Raw genomic sequence first — 23,465 nt, 5'->3', positions numbered from 1 at the left:
TTTTATTGTAACTGTTCAGTACCTTCACAGTCACGCGCAGACCTGCTGAACAGTTAGTTTTTATTTTATTTCTGATCCAGGTTGACTGCACGCACGGTCAGGTTAATCGGCTTTACCACCGCTTTCCGGGAAGTTCCCATCGTATCTTTTTTCCGGTAGATCGCCAGATTTTGAACCGTAAAGCACGCCGTCTCCTCCGAATAGGTGTAGCCGTCAAATGCCGTATAATATTCATCCGAGATCGCCGCCTGCGTCAGCAGAGGTATCTTTTTATACGCATCATCGTAAGTATAATCCCCATACCATTTTTCAATGCCCGTGCCAGACCAGTCTGTCGCACTAAAGTGCAGCCACAGGTGGCTGTTTCCACTCCGCAAAAGAGGTGTTACCATTTCTCCTGTTTCGGAAGTCCCAGCAGAATTTTTCACTTCCAGCGCATTGGCAAATTCATCGGTCATCAGCTGCGCCGTGAGCGACAGCGCCTGCTCTGCATCTGCCTGATCCTGCGTCCTCTGGTAAACATTTTTTACCATCATCACGCCGCCTCCAAGCACCGTGCCGATCGTGCCGAGAATCACAATCGCCGCCAGCAGCTCCGTCAGCGTCATACCGTTCTTTGACCGAAGTTTTTTCTGACATACTGAAAAGAGCTTCCGGTGACCCTTGGATGCCGTCTGTTTCTGCTGCTTGCAATGCCTATTTCTGCATCTGCGGCATTCACATCTCTCCTGTCCCATCTCTGTCTCCTCTATCGGTATCTGTAAAGCAGCTCTTGTAAGTTTACCTCTTCCTCTTCTGCATCCGAATCAGCCTGGCTCACATACAGCACGATGGGATACTGTCCCGTCCGGTAATTCGTCTGTGTGCCTGTCTGGTAGGCATTTGACGCCAGGCTTTTCTTCATGCCGCCGGTTCCAGATGCCTCCAGCTCCAGAACATATCTGCCCGACGCCTGTTTCGCTGTCCGGTTGTTCTCCAGCTGATTGCGGCTGTCATAATAGCCCGCCATCTGCTCTTCGCCCTGCCGCAGCATCCTGCCGGACGCCAGAAATGCACTCAGAAACATCGTCATTCCCAGAGCAATCACAAGAACCGATATCAGTACCTCTGTCAGTGTCTCGCCCGTATTGGCACGCAGCTTTCTTCCAGCTGCCCATTTCATTCTACTTATCATTCTGCAGCAGCTCCTTCTCTATTGTTCCGTTCTGCCAGCGGATCGTCGTAATGATGGTCGTCGTCGTGATCGTGTAGGAATCGTCATCGCCCTGTACTGTGACCGTCTTATGCTCGGAGCTATGTGCTGCTTCCAGCTCCAGCCGTTTCTCGCACCGCTCTTCCTTCCTGTCATCCGCCGTTACTGTATCTGAGATAACCGCCTTGATTTTATAATCATCCGCCATCCACAGACGTACACTGGTCTTTAACGGGTCAATCGTGTTCCCGCTCATTCCGTCTTTCTTCACTGACAGGGTAAAATCTTTGTACGCCATTTCTTCCTCCGACGCATCGTCCCTGTCTGCCAGCTTCCGATACTCATTATTTCTATAAATATCCACGATCAGTGAATCGAGAACCGCGCTATTCCCACTCTCTGGGCTTGACAAATCCGAATCCGTTCCATAGAACTTCTGCCACGACGCCTCATTATCCTTGTTTTTCCGGCCGCCGACGTAGTAGCAGTAAAAATCATCCTCATCGTCTTCCTCGTCTTTCCGGCTGTCATGCACGATCACTTCCTTGATCTTGACTATATTCTCCGTCTTCTGCAGTTCATCCCGCAGAAATACCGCCGCCGAGTCCACCGCATACCGCTTCTGATCTTCTCCCGGAAGATTCCGGATCTTACCAGCCGATGCAGAGGCGGACGCCAGAATGATCGACGCGCCTACCCCGCAAAACACAAAAAACAGGAGCGCCGCCATCAAGCTGGCGCCATCCTGATTTTTCATACAGCTGAAAACCCGCTTCCAGATTTCCGGGTGTTTTTCACTGTTCTCTGCTTTTTTCATGCTTTATTCTCCCAGCGCCGCCTCTGCCGCTGTCTCAAGGTCCGAACGCTGCAGGTTCGACACATCCGCATTCGCCAGTCCCGACGGTGCCTGCGCCTCTTCCGGTTCCAGATCCAGACCTTCTTCTGATTCCGCATCGTATCGGGTCTCAAAATAAGTCAGCTGGAACGTCACTGCTACCGGGTGGATGCGGATATCCTTTAACTCTTCATCTTCCAGATCTTCATCATCTTGAATGCTCAGTTCCTCGATCAGGCAGCGGTATGGTCCTTCCACTACCTCATGAAGCATCGAAACAGCGTGATCAAACGAATCCGCCGTAAAAGAAATATTCATCGCGCGGCGGATCTCCATTCCGTCCACCTGCGGCTCTGAATACTGGAAAGTAAAATCATACGCATTCGCAAAAATACGGTTCAGCTCCTCCGTCTCCGTCTTGAAATGATTGTAGGCCGGAACCATCGGCGCATTCGATGTCTTGTTTTCCTCGATCTCTTCCTCCATCTGCCGGATCTGCATCGCTTTCATCTGCTCCAGCTGAATCTGGGCATCCAGCTCCGCCGTGTCCGCCGCCTCAATCCGCCTCTGCACCGGCAGGTAAAATCCGGCATAGTAGCCGCCCGCGATCAGGGCAAAGACTACAACCAGCAGCACTATTTTCTGTGTTTTTGTTAATACATATTTCCCTAACGAATTCATTTTTCTTTGCCCTCTTCTGGTTCGTTAAAAAATACAGCCATTGACACTCCCACCTGCTTCAAGGATGCCAGAGCTCTCTCTTCGCCATCTTTCTTCACTGTTTCCTCCAGCGAAGCGGTCACATAGCGCGCATTCGGATCCGCCTGTGCATCACGGACCAGCTGCGAAAAGAGTGTACCATTGGGAATGGTTCCTTCCAATGACATCTGATCCGAGGTGATCGAAACACTCGAAACTGCCGTCAGCGGGAAAATCTGTGATTTCAGGGAATCCAGCATCATCCGGCGGTCCGGAAGCTTACTCTCTTCCTCATTCAGATACCCATTTCCATAATGCGCGTACTCTGCCAGGACCTCACCGTACACCTCGTTGGATTTCTCCAATGTACGAAGCTCCTTCTCTGTCGCCGCATAAACCGCCTCTGCCCGGTCTGCCTCCTGCAGGGGAAGCATTACGCCAAATCTCGAAAATCCGTAGACAAAAACCATAAAAACGGCAAACGCGCCCAGCTCCGCCGCTATTTTCCCTTTTTTAGTCTGCTTCTGATACAGATTGATGCGCCGTTTTTTCGGATACTTCGGACCGCCAATCTGCATATTCGCGATTGATTTTAAATCAGCCACCGCTCTTCCTCCTTATGCAAGTAATACACCGTATGCCTGTGGGCTGTCGATCCACTCGTCTTCCTCATCCAAAGAGACCTCCGGCAGAAGCTCCGCCACACTCCGCACCGGCAGATCCAGCGTTTCTTTCAGCGCATCAATCAATTCCCCGTATCGTGCGCCTCCGCCGCAATAATAGAGGCTGTCGATCGTATTATTCACATTGTTGAAGCTATAAAAGTTCAAAACTCGCATGACCTGGACGGCGCGGGTCCGGTACTGCTCCTCCAGCACAGCCGCCATCTTTTCTTTGTCGGTCTCCTCGCGGTTTTCTTCCTCCACCTCAATTCCCAGTTCCTGCATCTTGTTCTTATCTCCCAAACGGATCTGCTCGATCTCCTCACAGCCCGGCTCCATGGTACGGGTAATATCATAGATCCCCTGGCGAAAGAAATGGATCCGCAATGCTTGGGTTCCCAGATCGAGAATCGCATAGTCTTTCACAGTTTCCGATTTTTCTGCCCCCTCTGCGTTCTCTTTTTCTTCCTTTTTATGAGGTTCTGCATTCAGCTTTGTCTCCAAAGCCTTCTTCTCATCCGCCATTCTCTCTTCTGCATATTCCAGAATCCATTCCAGTCCCAGCACGGCCGGAACCAGGCCGACCAATTTCAAGTGTGCCATCTTGGCCAGTTTTTCAAATTGCTGCGACAGCTCTTTCGTACACGCCGCACCAATCAAATCCATTTTTTCCTGATCCGCATAGATCATCGCATAATCAAAGACGTACTTATCCATCTCGTTTCCGATATAATCATGGAACTCATATGGAAGATTCAGCCGGAGCTGTTCCTCTGTCATCAGCGGCAGCTCAAAGCGCCGCACATACGCATCCTCCTGCCGGATGACAAACACGACGTTCCGGCAGCGGATCGCATACTCCTTCAACAAATCCTTTATTAAATCCGCATATTGACGCATATCGTTCCGGTCGATCCCCTCGACCCGCTCGCTGATAAATTCGCGAAGCTCGCCATTTTCCGCATATGCAATCTTGATACGGTAATGTCCAATCTCAATTCCTAAACAATTCTTCATCTCTGCACTCCCTTTAAAAGAGCCCTGTATACCATTGTGTCCATATATCTCCATACAGCAGCATACAAAAACATGCCGCCGCAATCGCCGGTCCAAACGGAATTTTCTTCCTCCGACCGATGACAGAACCTGCAATTCCCAGCACACAGCTGAGAATCAGGAAAAATAATACCTCCCAGGCGGAACGCATATACAGTCCCGTCACAAAAAAAGTTTTACATCGCCGCCCCCCAAGCTTTCTTTTCCGGTCAGGCGGTCAAACAGCAGGGAAAGTGCCAGCATACTGACAGCCAGTCCGGCACCGGTCAGAACTCCCCGCAGCATCTGTCTTCCCGGTTCCGGTAAGCCCAGCGCCGTGCCGAAAAAGATCAGGATTCCGGCTATCTGAAGCCGGTCCGGTATGATCCACGCATGCAGATCTGTGAGTGTCAGACATAAAAGCACCATCCAGAGCAGAATTCCCCGCAGTGCCAGCACCGAGACATCGTACCGGTACATAATCAGGCAGCATGCAATTCCTGAAACAAGTTCCGTCCAGAATGCCTCCGCCGGGATCTTCGCTCCGCAATAACGGCACCTGCCCCGCAGGCACAGCCGTGAAAAAAGCGGTACCAAATCCAGTACTCCCAGCACATGACCGCAGGCATCACAGTGGGATCTCCCTTTCAAAACGGACGTTCCGTTTAACATCCGCCCTGCCAGACAGTCTGTAAAACTTCCGAGCGCACAGCCCAGAATAAAAGTAATCATCAAAATGTAAATTGTTAAAAATGTGGTTTGATGCAGCATCAATGGAATATCTCCTGTCCGTACCCATGTTCTGTCTGTTTGTAAATCCCCAATATTTTATATCTTCCAAGATATGTAAAACGCTATCTTTATCTTAAAACGCCCAATTTCATTTCTTTTATTTGGCGCCAAATCCCGGCTTTGGACCAAATGGATTCTGGCTGGTTCCCCCAACTTCATTTCCCTCATAGAAAGGAGCGGTCTGAAGCGGAGACGTATTCGCATATGGATTAGCCGCCGGATTTCCGATGTAAACCAGAATATCTGTACACGGTGTCTTGGCTTCCATCGCCGTCTTCCGGTATTCCTGCCCCAGGTCATTTACCTTCTTTGTTCCACTTCCCTGTGCGTACTCAATGTGCGCGTTCTCTCCCTCTGCCTGACAGACAATCTTTCCCTCTTTTACATTGTATCGGTAATAGCGGTATTGCTTCTGCGGCTGGTTCTCGTAGCGTTCCAAGCTTTCCTTGCTTCCATACAGCATTGCCACGGCCGCCGCCTTCGCCGCACGGACATTCGCCTGATTGGCTGCGATGACCGCTTTTTTCCGCTGTGCCGTAAAAATCGGAATACTGATCGCCGCCAGGATCCCTACGATCGCTATCACCACCAGCAGCTCTGCCAGTGTAAAACCGTGTTGGTTCTTTTTCATTTGCTCACCCACTTTTTATCAAAATGACCTGCTGACTTTGTTTTGATTCGTGCGTTGCAGGCCACGCTTATGTATCTGACAATGAATGGATTTTTCAATCCTGAAAAATTTCTGATGTGAACATCACTTTCATTCTAAACGTTACTGTTCACACACGTGTGCCCAGCAACGGGATTTTGCCGATGCTGCGCATTCCAAATCGGCAAAATCTGCTGCCAGAACTGTATCGTACGGAATTTTCAGTTCAGAAAATTCCTACCTGTGAACAGTTACTTCTAAACCTTCATGTGCCTGGCAGTCAGGTGTACCACCACAAATGAAAGCTCTGGCAGGCGCATTTAGCAAAAATGGATGGGAAACCCCATCCATTTTTCGTTACTGTTCTCGCATACATGCTCAGCAACCTTTTTCCACGTATGTGGTTTTATTTTGCATATATTGTAATTTTTGCACCATTAATAACGTCAGTGTCTTTCGTCTTCGTCGGTTCGATTTTTACATTAATCTGTTTATACTGCTTGCTACCCTTTTCTTCTTCAATATCACCCTGTTTATTCGCATCAGCTACTATAGACGCATCATCCTTGATTGAGGTAGCTGTACCAGTTTTTAAGTCATAATCATAAATCATTGCGGCGTCACTATTCTTATCTATCTCATCCGTCATATACTGAGCTACCGCTGCTGCTTTCGCCGCTCTCATATTGGCCTGATTCGTAGCGATTCTAGCCTTGGTCAGCTGTGCCGTAAATACCGGAATCGAGATTGCAACCAGGATGCCCACGATTGCAACAACCACCAACAGCTCAGCCAGTGTGAAACCTTTTTTGTTCTCACGAACTTTCTTGATTAAACCTTTCATAAAATCAATCTCCTTATTGTATAGTATTTTATTAATGAACAGAGAATTTCCTCTGCGCCATCCAGCCTCTGCCGTATCACATTTCACATGTGTGCAGTCAATTCTTACATCAGATCATACATTGTAAAGATAGGCAGATAAATCGACACTACAATGATACCCGCAAAAATCGCAAGCACCACCAGCATCGTCGGTTCCAGCAGTGCCAGAAGCCGCTGAATTCGATAATCCGCCTCGTTGGCGTAATAATCGGCAACATTGTCCAGTGTCTCCTCGAGCTCACCGGTTTCTTCTCCGACGGAACACATATCGACCATCGTCGGCGGGAAATATTTCTTTCCCTGCAGACATTCCCCCAGACTGCGTCCCCGCTCGATTCCTTCGCGCATGGAGCGAACATCCTCGCTCAGAAGTGCATTGTCCATGACCTTCGCCGTCGTGTCAACCGCCTGATTGATCGTGATACCCGCTGCCAGAAGCACCGACATTGTATTGGCAAATTGCGCTGCGCCGTTCATCTGGTTGATCGCGCCCACAAGTGGAAGGGATAACATGAGCTTGGCTTTCTCAATCCGTCCCTGCGGCGTATTGCCGTAGACCTGCGAACCAATCTTCAAAAACGCCAGCACCGCCAGCATCAGTAGCCACCACTTCGCAAAGAAATGGGAAGTCGCGATCAGCATCCGCGTCATCAGCGGCAGCGTACCGCCCAGATCGGCAAATACATCTGCCAGTGTCGGGATAACCTTCGCCATGACGATAATCAGGACAACCACCGCAACCGCAACGACAAACAAAGGATAGGTCATCGCTCCCTTGATCTTCTCCGTCGTCTTGTAGGACTTTTCGTAAAACTTCTGAAGCCTGTCAAAGGATCGTTCCAGCGTACCAGACTGCTCGCCTGCCCGGATCGTCTCGATAAATGTGAGCGGAAAACGGTCGCTATACTTTTCCAGCGCCGACGCAACGGTACTTCCGGCAGCTACTTCCTCTGCCGCAGCCCCCAGGATCTTCCGGATTCGCTTGTCCTCATTCTGATCTGCCAGCATACGCATCGCGTGTGCCACTGTCATGCCCGAATGAAGGGTGAGCGCAAACTGTGAACACAGGATCGCCAGCTTCTTCGTCTTGATCCGCCTGCTTCCGATCTCCATCTCCAGAAGACTGCCTTCATCAGGTCTTTTCTTCTCTTTCTTCTGGCTGATGCTCAGAAGAATCGGATAGCTTTCCCGGATTCTGGAAGCGGCTGCCGCTTCACTCTCAGCCTGGAGCACTCCTCGGACTTCTTTTCCATCCCGCCCCAGCGCTTTATATGAAAAATTCGGCATCTCTCATACCTCCAGCCAAAGGATTCAGCTGTACGCCATCTGTATGTACATCGCCATCTGCATCCTTTTTGTGATTATTTTAACACTTTTGTTTATTTTTGTAAATATACTGTCAATCTTTTAGATATTTTATACAAAAAACGTACATCTATCCCAGCTTATTTTTACCATTTTCTCTATGTACACTTTGCTTTTGCCGATCTATTCTGTATATATTTTCACCAACACATCTGACTTCTCTTTCTTTTCCAGACTATTTCTGGTATATAAACCATCAGAGCGGAAATGGTACATCCCGCCCTGACACTCCCAAAAAATAGCTCCCGTTTCTTTTTATGTTCTTTCGTAACTGTTCAGTACCTTCACAGTTGCGTTCTTTCTTATTTCTCGCCTTTCTTATCCAGCATCTCTTCCATCGTATGCCATCCCAGCACCGCGCATTTGACACGCGCCGGCATATGGGAAACATCGACCAGGGCGCCGGCTTCCTCGAGTTCTTCGATCTCCTTCTCGCTTGCCTCGCCCTTGATCATCCGCAGGAACAGATCCGCCAAATGGCGTGCTTCCTCTTCGGATTTTCCGATAATCAGATCCAGCATGATATCAGCGGATGCCTGGGAGATCGCGCAGCCGCTTCCCTCAAAAGCACCGTCTACCACCTGTCCATCTTCGACCTTCAACTGAAGAATGATGTCATCTCCACAGCTCGGATTGACGCCCTCTAATACCAGATTGGCGTCCGGCAGCTTTTCTTTATGTAACGGATGCAGATTGTGATCCGTCAGTATTTCATTGTAAAAGGTTCTATTCTCCATATCCCATTTTCCTCCGGATTTCTTTCAGGTTCTGGACAAAACGGTCGATGTCCTCCTCCGTATTGTAGAACGCAAAACTTGCACGTGCTGTTGCAAATACACCCAGATGTTTTAAAAGCGGCTGGGCGCAATGGTGACCTGCGCGCACATTGACATTTGCGGCATCCAGAATCGACGCGATATCGTGCGGATGTACGCCGTCCACGGTAAAGCTGATAATTCCGTTGTGCTCTTCCGGCTTATCGCTTCCCTGGATATGAACGCCCGGAATCTGCCGCATCGCCGTCATCGCACGTGTTGTCAGCAGCTCCTCCCGCTTCTGTACCTCGTCAAATCCGACGTTCATCAGATAATCAATCGCCGCCTGTAAGCCGACCGCACCGCCGCCATTGACGGTACCGGCTTCGAATTTGTGCGGCAGTTCGGCAAAGACTGCCGATTCCCGGCTGACCGAATCGATCATCTCGCCGCCCGTCAAGAACGGCGGCATCGCATCCAGAAGAGCTTCTTTTCCGTACAGGACGCCGATTCCCATCGGTGCCATCAGCTTGTGACCGGAAAATACAAGGAAATCTGCATCCAGTGCCTGCACATCCACCGGAATATGCGGGGCGCTCTGTGCCGCATCGATGACGATGACACCGCCCTTTTCATGCACCAGTTTCGTCAGCTTCTCTACCGGATTTCTGCGGCCAAGGACATTGGAAATCTGCGGCATCGCTGCGATCTTTGTCTTTTCTGTCACCAGGGCTTCCATATCTTCATCCCGGTAAGAACCATCCGGCTGACATTCCAGATAAACGAGCTTCGCGCCTGTCTGTCTGGATACCATCTGCCACGGCAGGATATTGCTGTGGTGGTTATCAATGCTGATTAATATCTCATCGCCTGCTTTCAGACTGGTTAAACCATAGCTGTACGCGATCAAATTCAGGCTTTCGGTGCTGTTGCGTGTAAACACAACCTCGCTCGTCTTTCCAGCATTGATAAATTCCCGCACGCGCTCTCTTGCCGCTTCATATGCCTCCGTCGCCTCGATTCCCAGCTCATAGAGCCCGCGGAGCGGATTGGCATTTTTCTTTGTATAGAAATCTTCCACTGCCTTTAATACCGCCTCCGGGCGCTGTGCCGTCGCCGCATTGTCCAGATATGCGATATCCGAACTCGCAAGCAGGGGAAAATCTTTCTTGTAATCTGTCATGTTCTGTTCCTTCTTATATATTTGTTTGTATACTTGCTGCAAAAACAAACCGCAGCCAACTTACAGTTTTTTCATTTTATTATCGCTTCTGGTTCATGAACTCCTGAACCTGCTTCTGTACTGCCTCGTCTGCTACCAGCTCATTCAGCGCGTCGATTCTCGCCCGCGCTACCATGCGCTCAGCTTCCTCTCTCGACAGTCCGCGGGAGCACAGATAAAACAGCGTTGCATCGTCCAGATCGCCCATCGAAGCGCCGTGATTTCCTTCGACATCTTCTTCCGCACACAGAATCAGCGGAATTGTCTGGTTTACGATGTCATCGCCGAGCAGCAGCACATCCTCGCGCTCAGTTCCCTTTGCCCCGGCGCATCCCGGCACGAAATCGATCGTTCCGCGGAACAGCTTGGAGGAACCGTCCTGCAAAACGCCAGAGACTTCCATCATACTCTCTGTCTTTTTGCCGCGATGGCGTACTGTATAGTTCATATCCAGCTTCTGGTTTACACTGGTGTAATAGCCGATCTTCGCGTCAAATGCGCTCTTTTTTCCTTCCAGCTCGGTCAGGCAGCCCGCGTAGACCTTGCCTGCGCCCAGTTCCAGTTTCAAAAGCTCAAATGTGGCATTTTCCCCGCAGGATGCACCGATATCACTCAGGCAGGTATATCCGACGCCGAGAAGCTGCACTTCCTGAAGCTGTACCTTTGCATTCTTTTCCGCATGGACCTTTACCTGGAACGAGGATGTTCCCTGTGCGTCCTCCCCGGAGCGGAATACGATCAGCACGTTTAAGCGGCTGTTTTCCTTTGCATCCAGGCAGAGGCGGTTCTGGTAACTGCCGTTTTTGTAATCGACGCAGAGAACCGTCCATTCTGTATTTTCATTCTGCAGCACAGCTGCCGCTTCCGCTGTCAGCCGGTAGATACTTCCCGCACCGGCATTTTCTTCTGCAACAGCCGTTCCATTTACAGTGTCCGTTCTATTTGCGCCAGCCGTTCCGCATTCCGCCGCCATTGCATCGTACTCGCGTCCCATGCCGGTCTGGATTTCATTCCACTCTTTTCCGGAGATTTCTTTTTCCCAGGTCACACCTGCTGCCAGGCGCTCCGGTTTTATCAAAACACTTTCCTCCGGCCACTCAATCTGTATCTGGCTTTCGTTCATTCCCAGCCGGTTCCAGGTTCGGGTCGGAAGAATGTTTACTATCATTTCTTTCTGTCCCATTGTTTCCTCCTGTCGTTACCATTCATGCACTTGCATGCCCCGCAGCAGAATCTGTTATTTCAAAATCCCCGCTGCAAACAGTAACCATCTATTATCCGATACTGCCTTTCATCTCAAGCTGAATCAGGTTATTCATCTCAACCGCGTACTCAAGCGGCAGCTCCTTCGATACATCATCCGCAAATCCGCTGACGATCATTGCGCGCGCGTCCTCCTCACTGATGCCGCGTGACATCAGATAGAAAACAGCCTCGTCGCTGATCCGTCCAATCTTTGCCTCATGGCCGACGTTCGCATCGCGGGTCCGGATATCCATCGCCGGGACCGTATCGGAACGTGAAATATCATCCAGCATCAGGGACTGGCAGGAAACCGATGCCTTAGAACCGGATGCCTGTTTTCCAATCTGCACACTGCTTCGGAACGTACTGATACCGCCGTCCTTGGAAATAGATTTCGTATTAATATAGGAAGAAGTCCGTTTGCCCGTGTGGACTACCTTCGCACCGGTATCGAGGTTCTGACCTTCTCCGGCAAAAGTAATGCCGGTAAATTCCATCTTTGAATCGTCACCCTTTAAAATACTCATCGGGTACAGATACGATACATGGGAACCAAAGGAACCCGATACCCACTCGATCGTGCCACCCTCTTCCACAATCGCGCGCTTGGTGTTCAAATTGTACATATTTTTCGACCAGTTCTCGATCGTCGAATAGCGGAGTTTCGCATTTTTGCCGACGTACAGCTCGACACAGCCCGCATGCAGGTTTGCTACGTTATATTTCGGCGCAGAACAGCCCTCGATGAAATGCAGATATGCCCCCTCATCAACGATGATCAGAGTATGTTCAAACTGTCCGGCTCCCGGTGCATTGAGTCGAAAATAGGACTGAAGCGGGATCGTAACCGACACGCCCTTTGGCACGTACACAAAAGATCCGCCGGACCAGACCGCCCCGTGCAGCGCTGCAAATTTATGTTCCTGCGGTTTGACCAGATGCATAAAATGCGTCCGGATCATTTCCGCATATTCGCCGTGCATTGCGCTCTCCAGATCGGTGTAGACAACGCCCTGCGCCGCTACCTCCGCGCGCACGTTATGATATACTAACTCCGAGTCATACTGGGCGCCCACGCCTGCCAGTGATTTCTGCTCCGCCTGCGGGATTCCCAGACGCTCAAAGGTATCTTTGATGTCCTTCGGAACCTCCGACCATTTAGCGCTCATCTTGGATTTCGGACGGACATAGGTTACGATGTTATCCATGTCCAGATCCTCGATATCCGGTCCCCAGTTCGGAACCTGCAGGGAATTGTAAATCTGTAAGGACTGCAGACGGAACTGCTGCATCCATGCCGGGTCATTTTTCTCCTTAGAAATCTTCTCAACGATCTCCGGGGTCAGACCCGCTTTTACTTTATATGCGTCATTTTCTTTGTCTTTTATATCGTAGACGCTGCGATCAATGTCATCTACATACGTTCTTTCTTTCATGTTTGATGCCTCCATATTACCCGTGCTGATTCGTTATTACTGTCGCATTATCCTACAGCACTTTCGATTCCAAAAATGCCTGCCTGCGAACAGTAACGATTAGTTCCGGGCGTCTGCCACACCCGCCTCACGGATAAAGGATTCGTAGCCTTCCTGGTTGATCTTATCAACCAGGGAGCCGTCACCGGTTGCCACGATCTTTCCATCTACCATGATGTGCGTATAGTCAACATGCAGTGCATCGAGAATCCGGGTGCTGTGCGTGATAATAAGAAGCGCGCCGTTCTGGTTCTTCTGGTACTCTTCCACACCCTTAGAAACCAGACGGACTGCATCAACATCCAGACCAGAGTCTGTCTCATCGAGGATTGCCAGACTCGGATTTAAGAGCATCAGCTGTAAAATCTCAGATTTTTTCTTCTCACCGCCGGAAAAGCCCACGTTTAAGCTTCTCTGTGCATACGATTCATCCATCTGGAGAATGTCCATCGCCTTTTTGAGCTGTTTATGAAATTCCCAGATCTTTAAGTTCTTGCCAGTCTGCTGGCGCATCGCGCTCCGCAGGAAACTTTCCAGCGAAAGTCCCGGTACCTCCAGCGGCTCCTGGAAAGACAGGAACATACCGGCTTTGGAACGCTTGTCCGTGGACTCATGTGTGATATCCTCACCCTTAAATAAGATCTGACCGCCCGTGATCTGATATCGCGGGTTTCCCATCAGGACGTTTCCGAGCGTCGATTTGCCCGCGCCGTTCGGTCCCATCAGGACATGTACCTCTCCTGCGCCGACGCTCAAATCAACGCCGTGCAGGATCTCTTTTTCTTCTATATTTGCTTTTATCTGATTTACTTCTAACACCTTTTCTGCCATAAAGCACTCCATTTCCGGGACCGGCTGAGACATTCATGCTCGGTCTGTCTGATCTGTGACAGCCGCCTCGTCACGAAAGCGGTTATCCCTCTTAGCAAACGTCCATCTCTCTGGTTCCTTTTTTCTATAATAAATCTGACTGTTCAGACAGCCAGATTACCCTATGGCTATTATAGGTATTTATTTCCGGATTGTAAACCCTCATTTTTCACAAAACAAGAAAGATTCTTATTATATTATTGAGACTTTTTTTCGTTTATTATTGAGTCAGCATCATCCACCCCCAATACACAACCCCTAATCCCCACGAACTCAGAATCCCATACAGGATCACCGGACCCGCGATTGTAAATATTTTGCATCCGACACCAAATACCTGCCCTTCCGCCTTGTATTCCAGCGCCGGGGATGCAACTGAATTGGCGAATCCGGTGATCGGAACCAGCACACCAGCCCCAAAAACGCGCGCCAGCTTCTGGAATACATTTGCCCCTGTCAGGATAACGCTGAGCAGAATCAGTCCCAGCATCGTCCAGAGCGCCGCCGTTTTCTCCTCCATGCCTGTCTGAACCAGACAATTTGTGCTGATCTGCGCCGCCAGGCAGATCAGCCCGCCGGAAATGCCCGCCATCAACACATTTTTCCATGTACTGTGGACGGGCGTAACCGATTTGACATATGCTTCATATTGATCTTTTCTGGCTTCCATGGTTTCTCCTCTCTTCTACTGTTTTCCAATTCCATGTAAGAAATAATACAGCGAACCCGCACATTTCCCCGCCGCAATCGCGAGAAGCAGATATGGCAGCCCCACTGCCAGACGCAGGCGGCGGCTCAGCACCGGCAGGGCTTTCAATGTCTCTGCCAGCGACATGACGAGGCAGCCCACAAAAATACCACAGGAAAGTCCCGCAGCCGCTAGAAGCAGCTGTCCGGAGACATTTCCAAACATCACCAGAAATCCAGCACCAGCTCCCGTTCTGCCACCGCCTTCTGCTGCCTTCTGCCACAACTCTGCCTCCGGCATTGCCGCTGGCCACGCTATTCTCAGAAAACTCCCGGTCAGCTGTTTCACTTTCTCTGTAAATAAATCCACCACATTTCCAAACAATCCTCCCAGCGCGATAATCGTCTCATACAAGAAGATTTTCCCCTTCGACGCCGTCGCCGTCTTTCCAATCAGGCGCGGATAAACGCCGATGACCACCAGAAAGGCGTAGACTCCTGCTGCCACCGTGCTTCCCGCCGCCAGCCCCGCCAGCAAAAGCAGCGCTTCTTTAAGAAACATCGATGTCATCCTCCTTCCGCTCCTCGTTCTGAATCAGCGTTTTATTGACATTTTCCTCATACAGGCGCATTTCTACCTCCAGCGGCGTCGGATCGAGACTGAATTTCCACGAAGTAAAATGGTTAAAAAACAGCAAAATCCCCACCGGAAGCCCGATCGAATAACCGACCTCCAACGCCGTTGTTCCGTCCGACGCCTGCCCCGTCGTGATCTCATATATTTTCCTGAATACATCCAGCACATTTGCATCGTTGTTGAATGTCATGATCGCAAATGCCGCCCCGAAAAAGCAAATCAGGCAGACGAACAGCGTCTTGCACCACTGCCAGACAAGCGCCTGACGGCGCGGCGGCTGATAATGAATGACATAGTCCGTCTCCCCCAGATTCTGCACCGATGTCCCCGGAATTTCCCGTTCAATCTGCTGGATAATCTCCATGACGTTTCCAACCAGACGGCTTTCGCGCTGTTTCCCGCCGCCGCGGATCCTCTTCACGATCATCGCACGACAGCGGCTTTCCACGCTTTTTTCACTGCAATAAACTTCTCCCAGGCTTGCAAGCGGTACATTTTTCTCATGTACCTGCGTGATCTGGCTAAGTTTCAGATAGACCGTCTGTGTCATAATGCTGCCTTCTCCGTCTGTGCCTCCGGTCTCAAAAATGCCTCCGCGCTGTCCCCGGAATGCTGTACGAAGGTTCCGTCAATGTAGACGCTGTCCCGCCCCACTGCCATCAGACAGAGACAGAGCGCTGCCACAATCAGAATCATGCATCCGACCCAGATACAGATTCCCATCTTTTTTTTCATTGTCACTTTCACATTTCCCGTCATTTTTTTCCATCCTTCCTGTGTATTCTGGAAACTCCAAAAGTTCCTGTATCCAGTAGTATGGCTGTCTTTCAATGGAGTATGCACATTCATATATTCTGAATTATGAGCCTGTCTTTTTTTCTCATGTTTCTTCCAACTTTGCGCGCATCTGCCCTAATATTTTCCGCTCGATCCGCGACACCTGTACTTGTGAAATGCCGAGCTGCGCCGCGATCTGAGTCTGTGTCTGATCATAAAAATAGTGCCGCACAATGATCTCCCGCTGCCGTCCATTGAGCATTTTCAGCAAATCTCCCAAAAGCATCCGGTCAAGCAGAACCTCATTCTCCGCTGTCTCCCCAGCAATCCGGTCCTGAAGCAGAAGGCCAGTTTCTTCCCCGGCGCTGGCTGGTGCAGAGAGCGATTCAACCGGACTGTCCGCCGCCATTGATGCGGCAGCTTCCTCACAGCTCACTCCAATCTGCGCCGCCAGCTCTTCCAGCGTCGGCTCCCGCCCAAGCGCCGTGCAGAGCGCTTCCCTCGCTGCCCGGAGCCGCTGGTTTTGCTCTTTGATGGAACGGCTGACCTTGATGATCCCGTCATCCCGGAGAAAACGTTTGATCTCCCCCGCAATCATCGGCACCGCATACGTCGAAAAACGCACCTCATATGATAGGTCAAACTTATCAATCGCCTTCAAAAGCCCGATACTTCCGATCTGAAATAAGTCCTCCGTCTCACACCCCCGCCCCGCAAAGCGGCGGACGATGCTCCATACAAGCCCCAGATTGTCCTTTACCAGCGCCTCCCGCGCCGTCTTATCGCCCTGGTGTGCCCGTTTGATCTGCTCGATGGTTTTATCCATAGAACTCCGCCGTTTCTTTTTCTTCCTGTTCTTTATTCATATATTCCCTTCCAATTCGCTTTTTCATCGTCACACACGTTCCGCAGCCCACCCTGGACTCCACCTCGACCTCATCCATAAACGCTTCCATAAACGAAAAGCCCATCCCTGAGCGCTCGCCGGTCGTGTCTGTCGTATACATCGGCTCCATCGCCTTTTCCACATCCAGGATTCCTTTTCCCTCATCCCGGACCGAAATTATCAGTTCTTCTCCCTCAATCCGCGCTTCTATGTAAATAATTCCGATTTCATCGCTATACCCATGAATCACCGCATTTGTCACCGCCTCCGAGACCGCCGTTTTCACATCCTCCAGCTCTTCCATCGTCGGATTCATCCGGCTCATAAAGACTGCCGCTGTGACACGGGCAAACTCCTCGTTCGATGAATGGCTGTCTATCTCCAGGTGCATCCACGTGCCATTCTTCTCTGCTTGTCTCTGTTCATTCTGTTCAAATTTTCTGTATTCTTCTGAATTTTTTATTTTTTTAAGTTTTCCTTTCACTTCCGTTTCTGATACAGATATATCATCCGCATACATATTCATCTCTCCTTTAATGTCTCCCATCCAGTGCCTCCTCTCTCGTCCGGTACGACTGCACCAAACGATACACGCCGCCGATCCGCAAAATCCGGCGCATCCGCTCGCCTGCCCCGTACACCGCCACCGTGCCGCTGCTACCCTCCATCTGCTTATACCGGTTGAGAATTACACCGATCCCGGAACTATCCATAAATTCCGTCCCTGAAAAATCAAAAATAATCCGGTTAATATAATTTTCCGCCAGAAGCAGGTCTGTTTCATATTTGAGTGTCAGGCAGTTATGATGATCTACCTCCTTCGGCAGATGAATCACCAGCGCCGAATCGATCGCTTCGTATGTAAACATATTTCGTTCCATATCAGGATTCCCCCTTTTTCGATTTTTTATGCAGCCTTTTCCTATATACCTAAAAAGAATGTGCTTTGGCACATTCGGGCGTCTCGCGCGGTCGCTTGCGACATGTTTCTGCTTCGCGCGAGTGCGCATCCTCGCGGAGCGTTTTTTGTTTCATAGGACGTAATTTCCTATGAAACAAAAAAGCACCGTAAAGTTTTTATCTTTACAGTGCTTTTCTTCTTAATTATCTGCCGTATTATATTTGTACTTACTGCGCCGCTTGCGTCTCCGCTCCGCTGCCTGCTGCCGTTTCATCCGCCGCAGTCTCTCCCTGACTGATGATGGACTGACCTGGAACTGCAGCCTGCTGGTTATCCGGCGCAAGCTCGGCGAGCTGCTGTCTTGCCTTGTCCGCCTGCTCGGAATCCGCATACTGGGTCACAATCTGCGTAAACATTTCGACCGCCTTGTCTGTCTCGCCCTGTGCCCGGTAAATCATACCCATGCTGAAGATAACCTTCGGGTTTGCCGGACGGATCGCCAGACAGGTCTGGTAATCTGCCAGTGCTTCCGCCATACGGCCTGCCGACCACATCGTGTATGCCAGATCCTCCAGCGTCTGGTAGCCATTTGTCTCGATGTCCTGCTTTACCCCGTTGGCAATGGAAACGACCGTCTCGTCCGTAAATAATGACGGATCAAAGCCCTCATAATAGGTAACCGCCTCTGCCAGGTTATTGTTGCGGTATGCCTGCAGCATTTTGACGAGCTTCGCATACTGGTTCAGAACGCTGTCATTGCTGTTGAGCATCGTATCCAGCTTGTTCTCCGCCTCTTCTTTGTCCTTTTTCGAGGTCTCAATGCTCTCATTTAAACTGTCAATCTCTTCATTTTTCTGATTGAGCTGCTCATTGTACTGGAGCATTTCCTGCGTATGTGCATTATTTGCCTGCTTAATCTTGGCTGGCATCACCAGGAAAAAGATAACTGCCGCGCCCAAAAGCAGTCCCGCGCCGATATTGAGTACCGACTGCAGTCCCGTATTCTCCTTGTACGTCGGCGGCATAATGACATCATCATCCTGCATCTGGCGGTGGGAAAATGCGTTTTTCAGCTTTCTCCGCTCGATATCCGCCTTGCCGGTATGTTCCTTAACAATCTCCATATACCAGTTCGCCTTGGGATTGTTTTTATCAATCTTGAGTACCTTATACAGGGATTTGCCCGCTTTCGTATAATCCTCATGACTAATATGCAAAAGAGCCAACAGAAGATGTGCTTTTACAAATCTCGGATTAGCTTCTACAACTCTTGTAAGCTGTAAGGTCGCCAGATCGTCGCTTCCGGTCTGCGCCTGCAGAAGCGCCTGATTATATTTCTGAATCGTCGCGCTCGCCTGATCCAAACGATCCTGCTTGCGCTGAATCTGGTCTAAATAATAATCAGCCCGGTTATCCTGCTCCCTAAAGTTCATGCTGATAACCCACTGCACCAGCGCCTCCGACACCTCACCCATCTCATAATAGATAAGTCCGAGAAGATTTCTGGCATCAATATGATACTTGTTCAGGTTCAGGCATTTTTTCAGATACTCGACCGCCCCTGTTAAATCCCGTCTCTTTGCCCGTTCCAGCCCGGCATTGTAAAAGCTGTTGGAAATCAGGCGAATTTTTCTTGTTCGATCCATCATGTCCGCCTATTCCTTCATATGTTTTAAAAGTTCCATCATAATATCCGACATATCTGTCAGGTCACTCTTCACGATCGCCTCGCCGACCTCCTCGACCTCCAGACTCGGTTTAAAATGTTCGATTTCTTCTTCGAAATTGATTGTCATTCCTTCGCCACTCATGTTTTTCCTCCAGAGTTTCTTCCTTTATTACATGGATATACATTCCCGCTAATCTTACACCATTCTGGCGGTGCTGTCAAATCCAGTTCGGGAAATCTTTTTCTCCAGCTCTCCGATTAAATACAAAGAACCCACACAGAAGCAGGTATCCTCCGGACGTTTTTCCTGAACCAGTGTCTGATAAGCTGTTTTTACATCTGGTATACTTTGAACCTCACAGCCATCTGCCACCCGGTGTGCTGCTTTTTCCATCGCCTCCATCGAAAGTGCCCGCGATGTATATAAATGAGTCAGCACCAATCGATCCGGCTTCAGTTTCCGCATCAGTGTTTCCAGCATCGATTCATAATTTTTATCTGAAACGGCTGCAAACAGCAGAAAAATCCGACCATCTTTCCCGGACTCTTCTCTTCTGCGCGCTGCCACCTCTGCCGCCGCGCCCACAAACGCACGGATTCCGCCCTCATTGTGAGCGCCATCCAGATAAACTCCGTCCTGGATCTCCTCCATGCGTCCGTGCCATACCGCATTCCGAATGCCCGCTGCCGCTGTCTCCCCGTCCACTGCAAGAAGCCGCGCCGCCTGGTAAGCGATGCAGGCGTTGACCGCCTGATATTCCGCTTCGAAGGGAATAAACAGACGCTGGCTTTTCTCTTTTATCCTTAGAATCATCCCGCCATGTTCCCGCCGAAGATCCGTATACACTGCCGGGCTGATCGGATATGCCGGACAGGAAAGTTCCGCCGCCCGATTTCTGATAACTGCCGAAGCCGCCGCATCCGTATCATCGTACACCACCGGCATATTTTTTTTCAGGATTCCCGCCTTTTCGCCCGCGATCTGTGTCACCGTGCCGCCCAGGTATTCCATATGGTCAAGGCTGATTGAAGTGATGACCGTAAGCGCTGGATGCTCGATGCAGTTCGTTGCATCCAGCCGTCCGCCGAGCCCCGTTTCCAGAATCACATACTCCGGCTTTTTCCGGCGCACCATCCACATGAACATCAAAAACAGATATTCAAAATACGTCGGACGCCCCAGTCCTTCCTGCTCAAAATGAACATATGATGCCTTAACCGCCTCAAATGCCTCCAGGAACAGTGCATCGTCTGCTTCCTGTCCATCAAAAGAAAAACGCTCCGTCACGCGCACCAGATGAGGAGACGTAAACCGCGCCGTCCGCTTCCCGGCTTTCTGCAAAACCGCATCGAGAAACGAGCAGACCGACCCTTTCCCATTCGTTCCGGCCACATGTACGATTCTTTCCTCCTGCGGCAATGCATTCAGGTATGAAAGCATCCTGCGAAGCCCCTCCGCCGTATGTTTTTCACTGGTAAATTTCGGTATCTCATTCAGATATGCATCTGCCGCTTCTACCGTCCATTCTTCTTGTCTCATGGCATGAAATATCCTTTCCTGGCAAACGGAAGCGGCAGTACGAACTCTGCCGTCTGCCGCCTTGTCTTTTGTATGTTATTATTTTATATCATTTGCGGAGATCGTGCAAGTGGTTATATGGAATAAAGGCCGTACCTTCTTGTGTAATAGTAACTGTTCACAGGCAATGGAGAATTCCAAGGTATTTCCTATTATGCAAGAAACCCCTCTTGATAATCAAGAGGGGTTCCACTCATCAGCTCCCTGCCGGACTTGAACCGGCGACCTACGCATTACGAACGAGAAGAAAAGCCTTTTCACGCTCTGCAAAAAGTCTTGAAACCATTGATTTATAAGGGTTTTTCGAATCCTATTTTCTCTACTTTTTCATAACTTTTGGGGACTTTTTACGATTTCAGTCCCCAAACAGTCCCTAAAAAACATCACTCTACCAGATGCAGCGCGGCGCGTTCGGTGCTGCTTGTCCATGTTCTCTGAAAAAGTCCTACGCCATTCCCCCGCAGTCCATCGCCGTATATTTCTTCGTACTCTGGCAGGAACCGCGCCAGGCGCTCCCGATAGTCCCAGCTCCGCAGCTTCCGGATCGCCTTGCTCTGCTTTGTCCGTGCCTCTGATGCCGTCAGACCGCACAGCCGCCCCGCCTCTTCCAGTGTGGCGCTATATTGGTACCTCGCCCGGATGATCGCCGCCTGCTTCGGCTCCAGCTCATCCACACACGCCCACACTTCGCGGCTGCATTCCTCGCGCTGGATACGCTCTATAACATCCTCTTCCAGACTTTCAGCAGATGCAACCAGTTCGCCCGCTGTGGCATCCTCTGAACCATCGCGCCCTGTTACAGGTGCTTCCAGACTTCGCAGATTCATCATACAGGCGTTTTCCCGAAGTCCCTCGACCTGTTCAAGGGTAAGACCCATAAAGCGGCAAATCTCGGCATCTGACGCATCACAACCATGTTTTCTGTAATATTCGGCTTGATATTTCTGCATCTTCTGAATCTGTTCCAGGCAATGCACCGGGAGCCGCACACAACCGCCGCTGTTCTGCAGATAGCGCCGCATTGCCTGCCGGATCCAAGGTGCTGCATAGGTAAGGAACTTACAGCCTGCATCCGGATCGAAGTTGTCTATAGGCGGATACAATGCAAGATAGCCTTCTTGCTCTAAATCTTCCATTTCTCCGCTGTCCCGATACTGCCAGGCAATCGACCGAATAAAGTTTTTTACCTGTCCATACAGAAGCGCCATGTTGTTTTCCACATCCTCCCCGGACTGGATCCGGATCACAAGTTCCTCGTTCGTCATGTCCTTACCCCTCTTTGTTATTTATCCCATTTTCCTGCAATCCAGCGCCCCAGCCAAACCCCAAGTACGATCGCAAGCACCTTCAGAATCTCATCCACTCTCTTTTCCTCCTTTCATCCGGCGATCAACGTATTCTTTCCCGTACTCTTCCACCGCGTAATCATAGCCGTAAATATTCAGCTCTACATCAAACATATCTTCTATTTCGCAGCGCTGCAGGCGATTAAATCTCCTTTCAAGGCTTTCTATCCTATCCATTGCCCTCTCCTTCCTCGCTCTCTCTGATAAGCCGTTCAAGCTCATCAATCCGGCGTTTCTGTTCGTCTGTGCGAATGGATGACAGAACCGCATTACAGCCAACTATGATTGTATTTCCGGTCTTGCTGTCCATTTCTCCGTTCGCGACCATGTTGATTACCCGTGATATAGTCCGGCGCACCTCCGTTGCACTGTTTGTCCGTAATCTTATTTTTCCCATCTACCACCTCACATAAAAAAAGCGCCCCGAACAATCCAACAGGAAAGCCCGAAGCGCTCTTTTATTATTCCGGCTGTGCCTGATAATAAATAGCCTTTGTTTTATTATCCAGCACAAACGCATCATAGACGATACGCCCCTCTACCAGATCACCACTGATTCCCGGCGGATCCTGGTGGATTTTATAGTCAGCCAGTTTGGTTGGTGCTACCGTCGCGGATGGATGAGCCAGCATGAAACCGAAGTGTTCCGGAAGTCTTACCGCCGGCACCTTGATCACGTTCGTGCCGTCAAGGTTGGCAATTACGCCGCGGATCCTTAAATCGTTCCCGATCTCCGTTTCCATTGTGATATCCTTGCAACGCTTCATAAGCTGGTACACTTCCGGGCTGACAACAAGCTGTCTGTCAGTCTCCGGCACTTCCTCATCATCCAGCGCCTTGCTCGCTTTCAGAATCTCCGTATAGATATTTTCAGCGGTAAGCGCTACCGCATCCGGTTTATTGCCCGCTTTCGTTGCCATCGCTTTATAGGTGTATGCGTCCACTTCCGGAATCACTACCTCACGGAGCTGTCTGGCAAGTGCCTTTGCCGCTGTGAGCTGCTGGTTTGTTTCGTCCGCATCCAATTTGTCAATCGTGAATGTGAACGATCGATCTCTTGTCATTTCAAAACTTTCTGTAGTGGCGTCAAGGTCTTTCGCTGTTCCGTATCTGGAAGCCGCATAGTCAGAAACCGGATGGCGGACATAATCGTTCATTTCCGCGGTACTGATTTTATAAACTTTGACAATGCGGGCACCTACGAAATCAAAGTCCTGATTCGTAAGCAGTGAAATTTTACTTTCTGCCTTAAATTTTTCGTCCGTATACGGGGCGAACTTTGTCGCTAAATCAATCGACATT

The 23,465-nt window shown here is 50.1% G+C and carries 30 protein-coding genes; all 30 read right to left on the bottom strand.

What is annotated here, in order from left to right; translation table 11 throughout:
• Nucleotides 1-65 precede the first annotated feature (65 nt).
• The 30 genes from DWZ16_RS09950 to DWZ16_RS09815 all read right to left on the bottom strand — a co-directional run bounded on the left by DWZ16_RS09950 (nucleotide 66) and on the right by DWZ16_RS09815 (nucleotide 23,464).
• Entirely contained in the window at nucleotides 66-737 is a 672-nt protein-coding gene (locus DWZ16_RS09950; protein ID WP_118522713.1) for a type II secretion system protein J, read from the bottom strand.
• Between the two features lie 11 nt (nucleotides 738-748).
• The gene (locus DWZ16_RS09945; RefSeq protein ID WP_147353413.1) at nucleotides 749-1,174 is read right to left on the bottom strand and encodes a hypothetical protein; all 426 of its coding nucleotides are present in this window, start codon (nucleotides 1,172-1,174) and stop codon (nucleotides 749-751) included.
• On the bottom strand, nucleotides 1,164-2,009 hold the full coding sequence (locus tag DWZ16_RS09940) for a hypothetical protein (protein WP_118522711.1): 846 nt from the start codon (nucleotides 2,007-2,009) through the stop codon (nucleotides 1,164-1,166). Before DWZ16_RS09940 ends, DWZ16_RS09945 begins: the two co-directional genes overlap by 11 nt.
• 3 nt (nucleotides 2,010-2,012) lie before the next feature.
• The gene (locus DWZ16_RS09935) at nucleotides 2,013-2,708 is read right to left on the bottom strand and encodes a hypothetical protein (protein ID WP_118522710.1); all 696 of its coding nucleotides are present in this window, start codon (nucleotides 2,706-2,708) and stop codon (nucleotides 2,013-2,015) included.
• Entirely contained in the window at nucleotides 2,705-3,331 is a 627-nt protein-coding gene (locus DWZ16_RS09930; protein ID WP_107000045.1) for a hypothetical protein, read from the bottom strand. The genes DWZ16_RS09935 and DWZ16_RS09930 overlap by 4 nt, the downstream gene beginning before the upstream one ends.
• 12 nt (nucleotides 3,332-3,343) lie before the next feature.
• Nucleotides 3,344-4,405 (bottom strand): pilus assembly protein PilM, encoded by a 1,062-nt coding sequence (locus DWZ16_RS09925; RefSeq protein WP_182426172.1) that lies wholly within the window; start codon nucleotides 4,403-4,405, stop codon nucleotides 3,344-3,346.
• A 13-nt stretch (nucleotides 4,406-4,418) separates the two neighbouring features.
• Nucleotides 4,419-4,610, bottom strand: a complete 192-nt coding sequence (locus tag DWZ16_RS15480; RefSeq protein ID WP_182427332.1) for a hypothetical protein — start codon at nucleotides 4,608-4,610, stop codon at nucleotides 4,419-4,421.
• On the bottom strand, nucleotides 4,607-5,194 hold the full coding sequence (locus tag DWZ16_RS09920; protein WP_118522708.1) for a prepilin peptidase: 588 nt from the start codon (nucleotides 5,192-5,194) through the stop codon (nucleotides 4,607-4,609). Before DWZ16_RS09920 ends, DWZ16_RS15480 begins: the two co-directional genes overlap by 4 nt.
• A gap of 118 nt (nucleotides 5,195-5,312) precedes the next feature.
• Nucleotides 5,313-5,846, bottom strand: a complete 534-nt coding sequence (locus DWZ16_RS09915) for a pilin (protein ID WP_107000048.1) — start codon at nucleotides 5,844-5,846, stop codon at nucleotides 5,313-5,315.
• A 424-nt stretch (nucleotides 5,847-6,270) separates the two neighbouring features.
• The gene (locus DWZ16_RS09910) at nucleotides 6,271-6,708 is read right to left on the bottom strand and encodes a prepilin-type N-terminal cleavage/methylation domain-containing protein (RefSeq protein WP_118522707.1); all 438 of its coding nucleotides are present in this window, start codon (nucleotides 6,706-6,708) and stop codon (nucleotides 6,271-6,273) included.
• Between the two features lie 104 nt (nucleotides 6,709-6,812).
• A complete protein-coding gene (locus DWZ16_RS09905; protein WP_118522706.1) occupies nucleotides 6,813-8,036 on the bottom strand; it encodes a type II secretion system F family protein in 1,224 nt (407 codons plus the stop codon).
• A gap of 380 nt (nucleotides 8,037-8,416) precedes the next feature.
• Complete coding sequence (sufU, locus tag DWZ16_RS09900; protein WP_118522705.1) at nucleotides 8,417-8,851, bottom strand: Fe-S cluster assembly sulfur transfer protein SufU; 435 nt, start codon at nucleotides 8,849-8,851, stop codon at nucleotides 8,417-8,419.
• Complete coding sequence (locus tag DWZ16_RS09895; RefSeq protein WP_118522704.1) at nucleotides 8,841-10,052, bottom strand: aminotransferase class V-fold PLP-dependent enzyme; 1,212 nt, start codon at nucleotides 10,050-10,052, stop codon at nucleotides 8,841-8,843. Before DWZ16_RS09895 ends, sufU begins: the two co-directional genes overlap by 11 nt.
• A 79-nt stretch (nucleotides 10,053-10,131) precedes the next feature.
• Nucleotides 10,132-11,274, bottom strand: a complete 1,143-nt coding sequence (locus DWZ16_RS09890; protein ID WP_118522703.1) for a SufB/SufD family protein — start codon at nucleotides 11,272-11,274, stop codon at nucleotides 10,132-10,134.
• Nucleotides 11,275-11,365: 91 nt separating this feature from the next.
• Nucleotides 11,366-12,772 (bottom strand): Fe-S cluster assembly protein SufB, encoded by a 1,407-nt coding sequence (gene sufB, locus DWZ16_RS09885; protein ID WP_118522702.1) that lies wholly within the window; start codon nucleotides 12,770-12,772, stop codon nucleotides 11,366-11,368.
• 99 nt (nucleotides 12,773-12,871) lie between these two features.
• Nucleotides 12,872-13,642: a Fe-S cluster assembly ATPase SufC gene (gene sufC / locus DWZ16_RS09880; protein WP_107000429.1), complete on the bottom strand. Its 771-nt coding sequence runs from the start codon at nucleotides 13,640-13,642 to the stop codon at nucleotides 12,872-12,874.
• Between the two features lie 259 nt (nucleotides 13,643-13,901).
• Nucleotides 13,902-14,351 (bottom strand): SpoVA/SpoVAEb family sporulation membrane protein, encoded by a 450-nt coding sequence (locus DWZ16_RS09875; RefSeq protein WP_117795708.1) that lies wholly within the window; start codon nucleotides 14,349-14,351, stop codon nucleotides 13,902-13,904.
• Between the two features lie 15 nt (nucleotides 14,352-14,366).
• Nucleotides 14,367-14,930, bottom strand: coding sequence for a stage V sporulation protein AB (locus DWZ16_RS16220; RefSeq protein ID WP_243021993.1), 564 nt, complete (start codon nucleotides 14,928-14,930; stop codon nucleotides 14,367-14,369).
• Nucleotides 14,920-15,555 (bottom strand): stage V sporulation protein AA, encoded by a 636-nt coding sequence (locus tag DWZ16_RS09860; protein WP_117795710.1) that lies wholly within the window; start codon nucleotides 15,553-15,555, stop codon nucleotides 14,920-14,922. Before DWZ16_RS09860 ends, DWZ16_RS16220 begins: the two co-directional genes overlap by 11 nt.
• Nucleotides 15,552-15,764 carry a hypothetical protein gene (locus DWZ16_RS09855; RefSeq protein ID WP_022358678.1) on the bottom strand — a complete coding sequence of 71 codons (213 nt, stop codon included), beginning with the start codon at nucleotides 15,762-15,764 and terminating at the stop codon, nucleotides 15,552-15,554. Before DWZ16_RS09855 ends, DWZ16_RS09860 begins: the two co-directional genes overlap by 4 nt.
• A 121-nt stretch (nucleotides 15,765-15,885) precedes the next feature.
• Entirely contained in the window at nucleotides 15,886-16,608 is a 723-nt protein-coding gene (locus tag DWZ16_RS09850) for a SigB/SigF/SigG family RNA polymerase sigma factor (RefSeq protein WP_118468787.1), read from the bottom strand.
• A complete protein-coding gene (gene spoIIAB, locus DWZ16_RS09845; RefSeq protein ID WP_243021995.1) occupies nucleotides 16,601-17,059 on the bottom strand; it encodes an anti-sigma F factor in 459 nt (152 codons plus the stop codon). The genes DWZ16_RS09850 and spoIIAB overlap by 8 nt, the downstream gene beginning before the upstream one ends.
• 142 nt (nucleotides 17,060-17,201) lie before the next feature.
• Entirely contained in the window at nucleotides 17,202-17,549 is a 348-nt protein-coding gene (locus DWZ16_RS09840) for an anti-sigma factor antagonist (protein WP_022358681.1), read from the bottom strand.
• Nucleotides 17,550-17,796: 247 nt separating this feature from the next.
• A complete protein-coding gene (locus DWZ16_RS09835; RefSeq protein ID WP_243021992.1) occupies nucleotides 17,797-19,218 on the bottom strand; it encodes a tetratricopeptide repeat protein in 1,422 nt (473 codons plus the stop codon).
• 6 nt (nucleotides 19,219-19,224) lie between these two features.
• Nucleotides 19,225-19,380: a hypothetical protein gene (locus DWZ16_RS15475; protein WP_022358683.1), complete on the bottom strand. Its 156-nt coding sequence runs from the start codon at nucleotides 19,378-19,380 to the stop codon at nucleotides 19,225-19,227.
• A 54-nt stretch (nucleotides 19,381-19,434) separates the two neighbouring features.
• The gene (locus DWZ16_RS09830) at nucleotides 19,435-20,778 is read right to left on the bottom strand and encodes a bifunctional folylpolyglutamate synthase/dihydrofolate synthase (RefSeq protein WP_118522701.1); all 1,344 of its coding nucleotides are present in this window, start codon (nucleotides 20,776-20,778) and stop codon (nucleotides 19,435-19,437) included.
• A 422-nt stretch (nucleotides 20,779-21,200) separates the two neighbouring features.
• A complete protein-coding gene (locus tag DWZ16_RS09825; RefSeq protein WP_118522700.1) occupies nucleotides 21,201-22,082 on the bottom strand; it encodes a sigma-70 family RNA polymerase sigma factor in 882 nt (293 codons plus the stop codon).
• 90 nt (nucleotides 22,083-22,172) lie between these two features.
• Entirely contained in the window at nucleotides 22,173-22,340 is a 168-nt protein-coding gene (locus DWZ16_RS15470; protein WP_181357150.1) for a hypothetical protein, read from the bottom strand.
• Entirely contained in the window at nucleotides 22,333-22,560 is a 228-nt protein-coding gene (locus DWZ16_RS09820) for a hypothetical protein (RefSeq protein WP_107000061.1), read from the bottom strand. The genes DWZ16_RS15470 and DWZ16_RS09820 overlap by 8 nt, the downstream gene beginning before the upstream one ends.
• Before the next feature lie 64 nt (nucleotides 22,561-22,624).
• A complete protein-coding gene (locus DWZ16_RS09815; protein WP_118522699.1) occupies nucleotides 22,625-23,464 on the bottom strand; it encodes an encapsulin in 840 nt (279 codons plus the stop codon).
• Nucleotide 23,465 lies beyond the last annotated feature (1 nt).

Source organism: Clostridium sp. AF29-8BH (assembly GCF_003478145.1).
GTDB lineage: Bacteria > Bacillota > Clostridia > Lachnospirales > Lachnospiraceae > Otoolea > Otoolea fessa.
This window is presented reverse-complemented; position numbering and strand designations above follow the sequence as displayed.

Bases quoted from the DNA above. Each gene is read 5' to 3' on its own strand.
- DWZ16_RS09850 (WP_118468787.1), bottom strand. From the start codon at position 16,608: ATGGATAAAACCATCGAGCAGATCAAACGGGCACACCAGGGCGATAAG.
- DWZ16_RS09945 (WP_147353413.1), bottom strand. From the start codon at position 1,174: ATGATAAGTAGAATGAAATGGGCAGCTGGAAGAAAGCTGCGTGCCAAT.
- DWZ16_RS09920 (WP_118522708.1), bottom strand. From the start codon at position 5,194: ATGCTGCATCAAACCACATTTTTAACAATTTACATTTTGATGATTACT.
- DWZ16_RS15470 (WP_181357150.1), bottom strand. From the start codon at position 22,340: ATGGATAGGATAGAAAGCCTTGAAAGGAGATTTAATCGCCTGCAGCGC.
- DWZ16_RS09905 (WP_118522706.1), bottom strand. From the start codon at position 8,036: ATGCCGAATTTTTCATATAAAGCGCTGGGGCGGGATGGAAAAGAAGTC.
- sufU (WP_118522705.1), bottom strand. From the start codon at position 8,851: ATGGAGAATAGAACCTTTTACAATGAAATACTGACGGATCACAATCTG.
- sufC (WP_107000429.1), bottom strand. From the start codon at position 13,642: ATGGCAGAAAAGGTGTTAGAAGTAAATCAGATAAAAGCAAATATAGAA.
- DWZ16_RS09895 (WP_118522704.1), bottom strand. From the start codon at position 10,052: ATGACAGATTACAAGAAAGATTTTCCCCTGCTTGCGAGTTCGGATATC.
- spoIIAB (WP_243021995.1), bottom strand. From the start codon at position 17,059: ATGCACCTGGAGATAGACAGCCATTCATCGAACGAGGAGTTTGCCCGT.
- DWZ16_RS09890 (WP_118522703.1), bottom strand. From the start codon at position 11,274: ATGGGACAGAAAGAAATGATAGTAAACATTCTTCCGACCCGAACCTGG.
- DWZ16_RS09925 (WP_182426172.1), bottom strand. From the start codon at position 4,405: ATGAAGAATTGTTTAGGAATTGAGATTGGACATTACCGTATCAAGATT.
- DWZ16_RS09935 (WP_118522710.1), bottom strand. From the start codon at position 2,708: ATGAATTCGTTAGGGAAATATGTATTAACAAAAACACAGAAAATAGTG.
- DWZ16_RS09830 (WP_118522701.1), bottom strand. From the start codon at position 20,778: ATGAGACAAGAAGAATGGACGGTAGAAGCGGCAGATGCATATCTGAAT.
- DWZ16_RS09855 (WP_022358678.1), bottom strand. From the start codon at position 15,764: ATGACGGGAAATGTGAAAGTGACAATGAAAAAAAAGATGGGAATCTGT.
- DWZ16_RS09860 (WP_117795710.1), bottom strand. From the start codon at position 15,555: ATGACACAGACGGTCTATCTGAAACTTAGCCAGATCACGCAGGTACAT.
- DWZ16_RS09825 (WP_118522700.1), bottom strand. From the start codon at position 22,082: ATGACGAACGAGGAACTTGTGATCCGGATCCAGTCCGGGGAGGATGTG.
- DWZ16_RS15475 (WP_022358683.1), bottom strand. From the start codon at position 19,380: ATGAGTGGCGAAGGAATGACAATCAATTTCGAAGAAGAAATCGAACAT.
- DWZ16_RS09835 (WP_243021992.1), bottom strand. From the start codon at position 19,218: ATGATGGATCGAACAAGAAAAATTCGCCTGATTTCCAACAGCTTTTAC.
- DWZ16_RS09875 (WP_117795708.1), bottom strand. From the start codon at position 14,351: ATGGAAGCCAGAAAAGATCAATATGAAGCATATGTCAAATCGGTTACG.
- DWZ16_RS09840 (WP_022358681.1), bottom strand. From the start codon at position 17,549: ATGGAACGAAATATGTTTACATACGAAGCGATCGATTCGGCGCTGGTG.
- DWZ16_RS09820 (WP_107000061.1), bottom strand. From the start codon at position 22,560: ATGGGAAAAATAAGATTACGGACAAACAGTGCAACGGAGGTGCGCCGG.
- DWZ16_RS09915 (WP_107000048.1), bottom strand. From the start codon at position 5,846: ATGAAAAAGAACCAACACGGTTTTACACTGGCAGAGCTGCTGGTGGTG.
- DWZ16_RS09815 (WP_118522699.1), bottom strand. From the start codon at position 23,464: ATGTCGATTGATTTAGCGACAAAGTTCGCCCCGTATACGGACGAAAAA.
- DWZ16_RS09910 (WP_118522707.1), bottom strand. From the start codon at position 6,708: ATGAAAGGTTTAATCAAGAAAGTTCGTGAGAACAAAAAAGGTTTCACA.
- DWZ16_RS09950 (WP_118522713.1), bottom strand. From the start codon at position 737: ATGGGACAGGAGAGATGTGAATGCCGCAGATGCAGAAATAGGCATTGC.
- sufB (WP_118522702.1), bottom strand. From the start codon at position 12,772: ATGAAAGAAAGAACGTATGTAGATGACATTGATCGCAGCGTCTACGAT.
- DWZ16_RS09940 (WP_118522711.1), bottom strand. From the start codon at position 2,009: ATGAAAAAAGCAGAGAACAGTGAAAAACACCCGGAAATCTGGAAGCGG.
- DWZ16_RS16220 (WP_243021993.1), bottom strand. From the start codon at position 14,930: ATGTTTCTTAAAGAAGCGCTGCTTTTGCTGGCGGGGCTGGCGGCGGGA.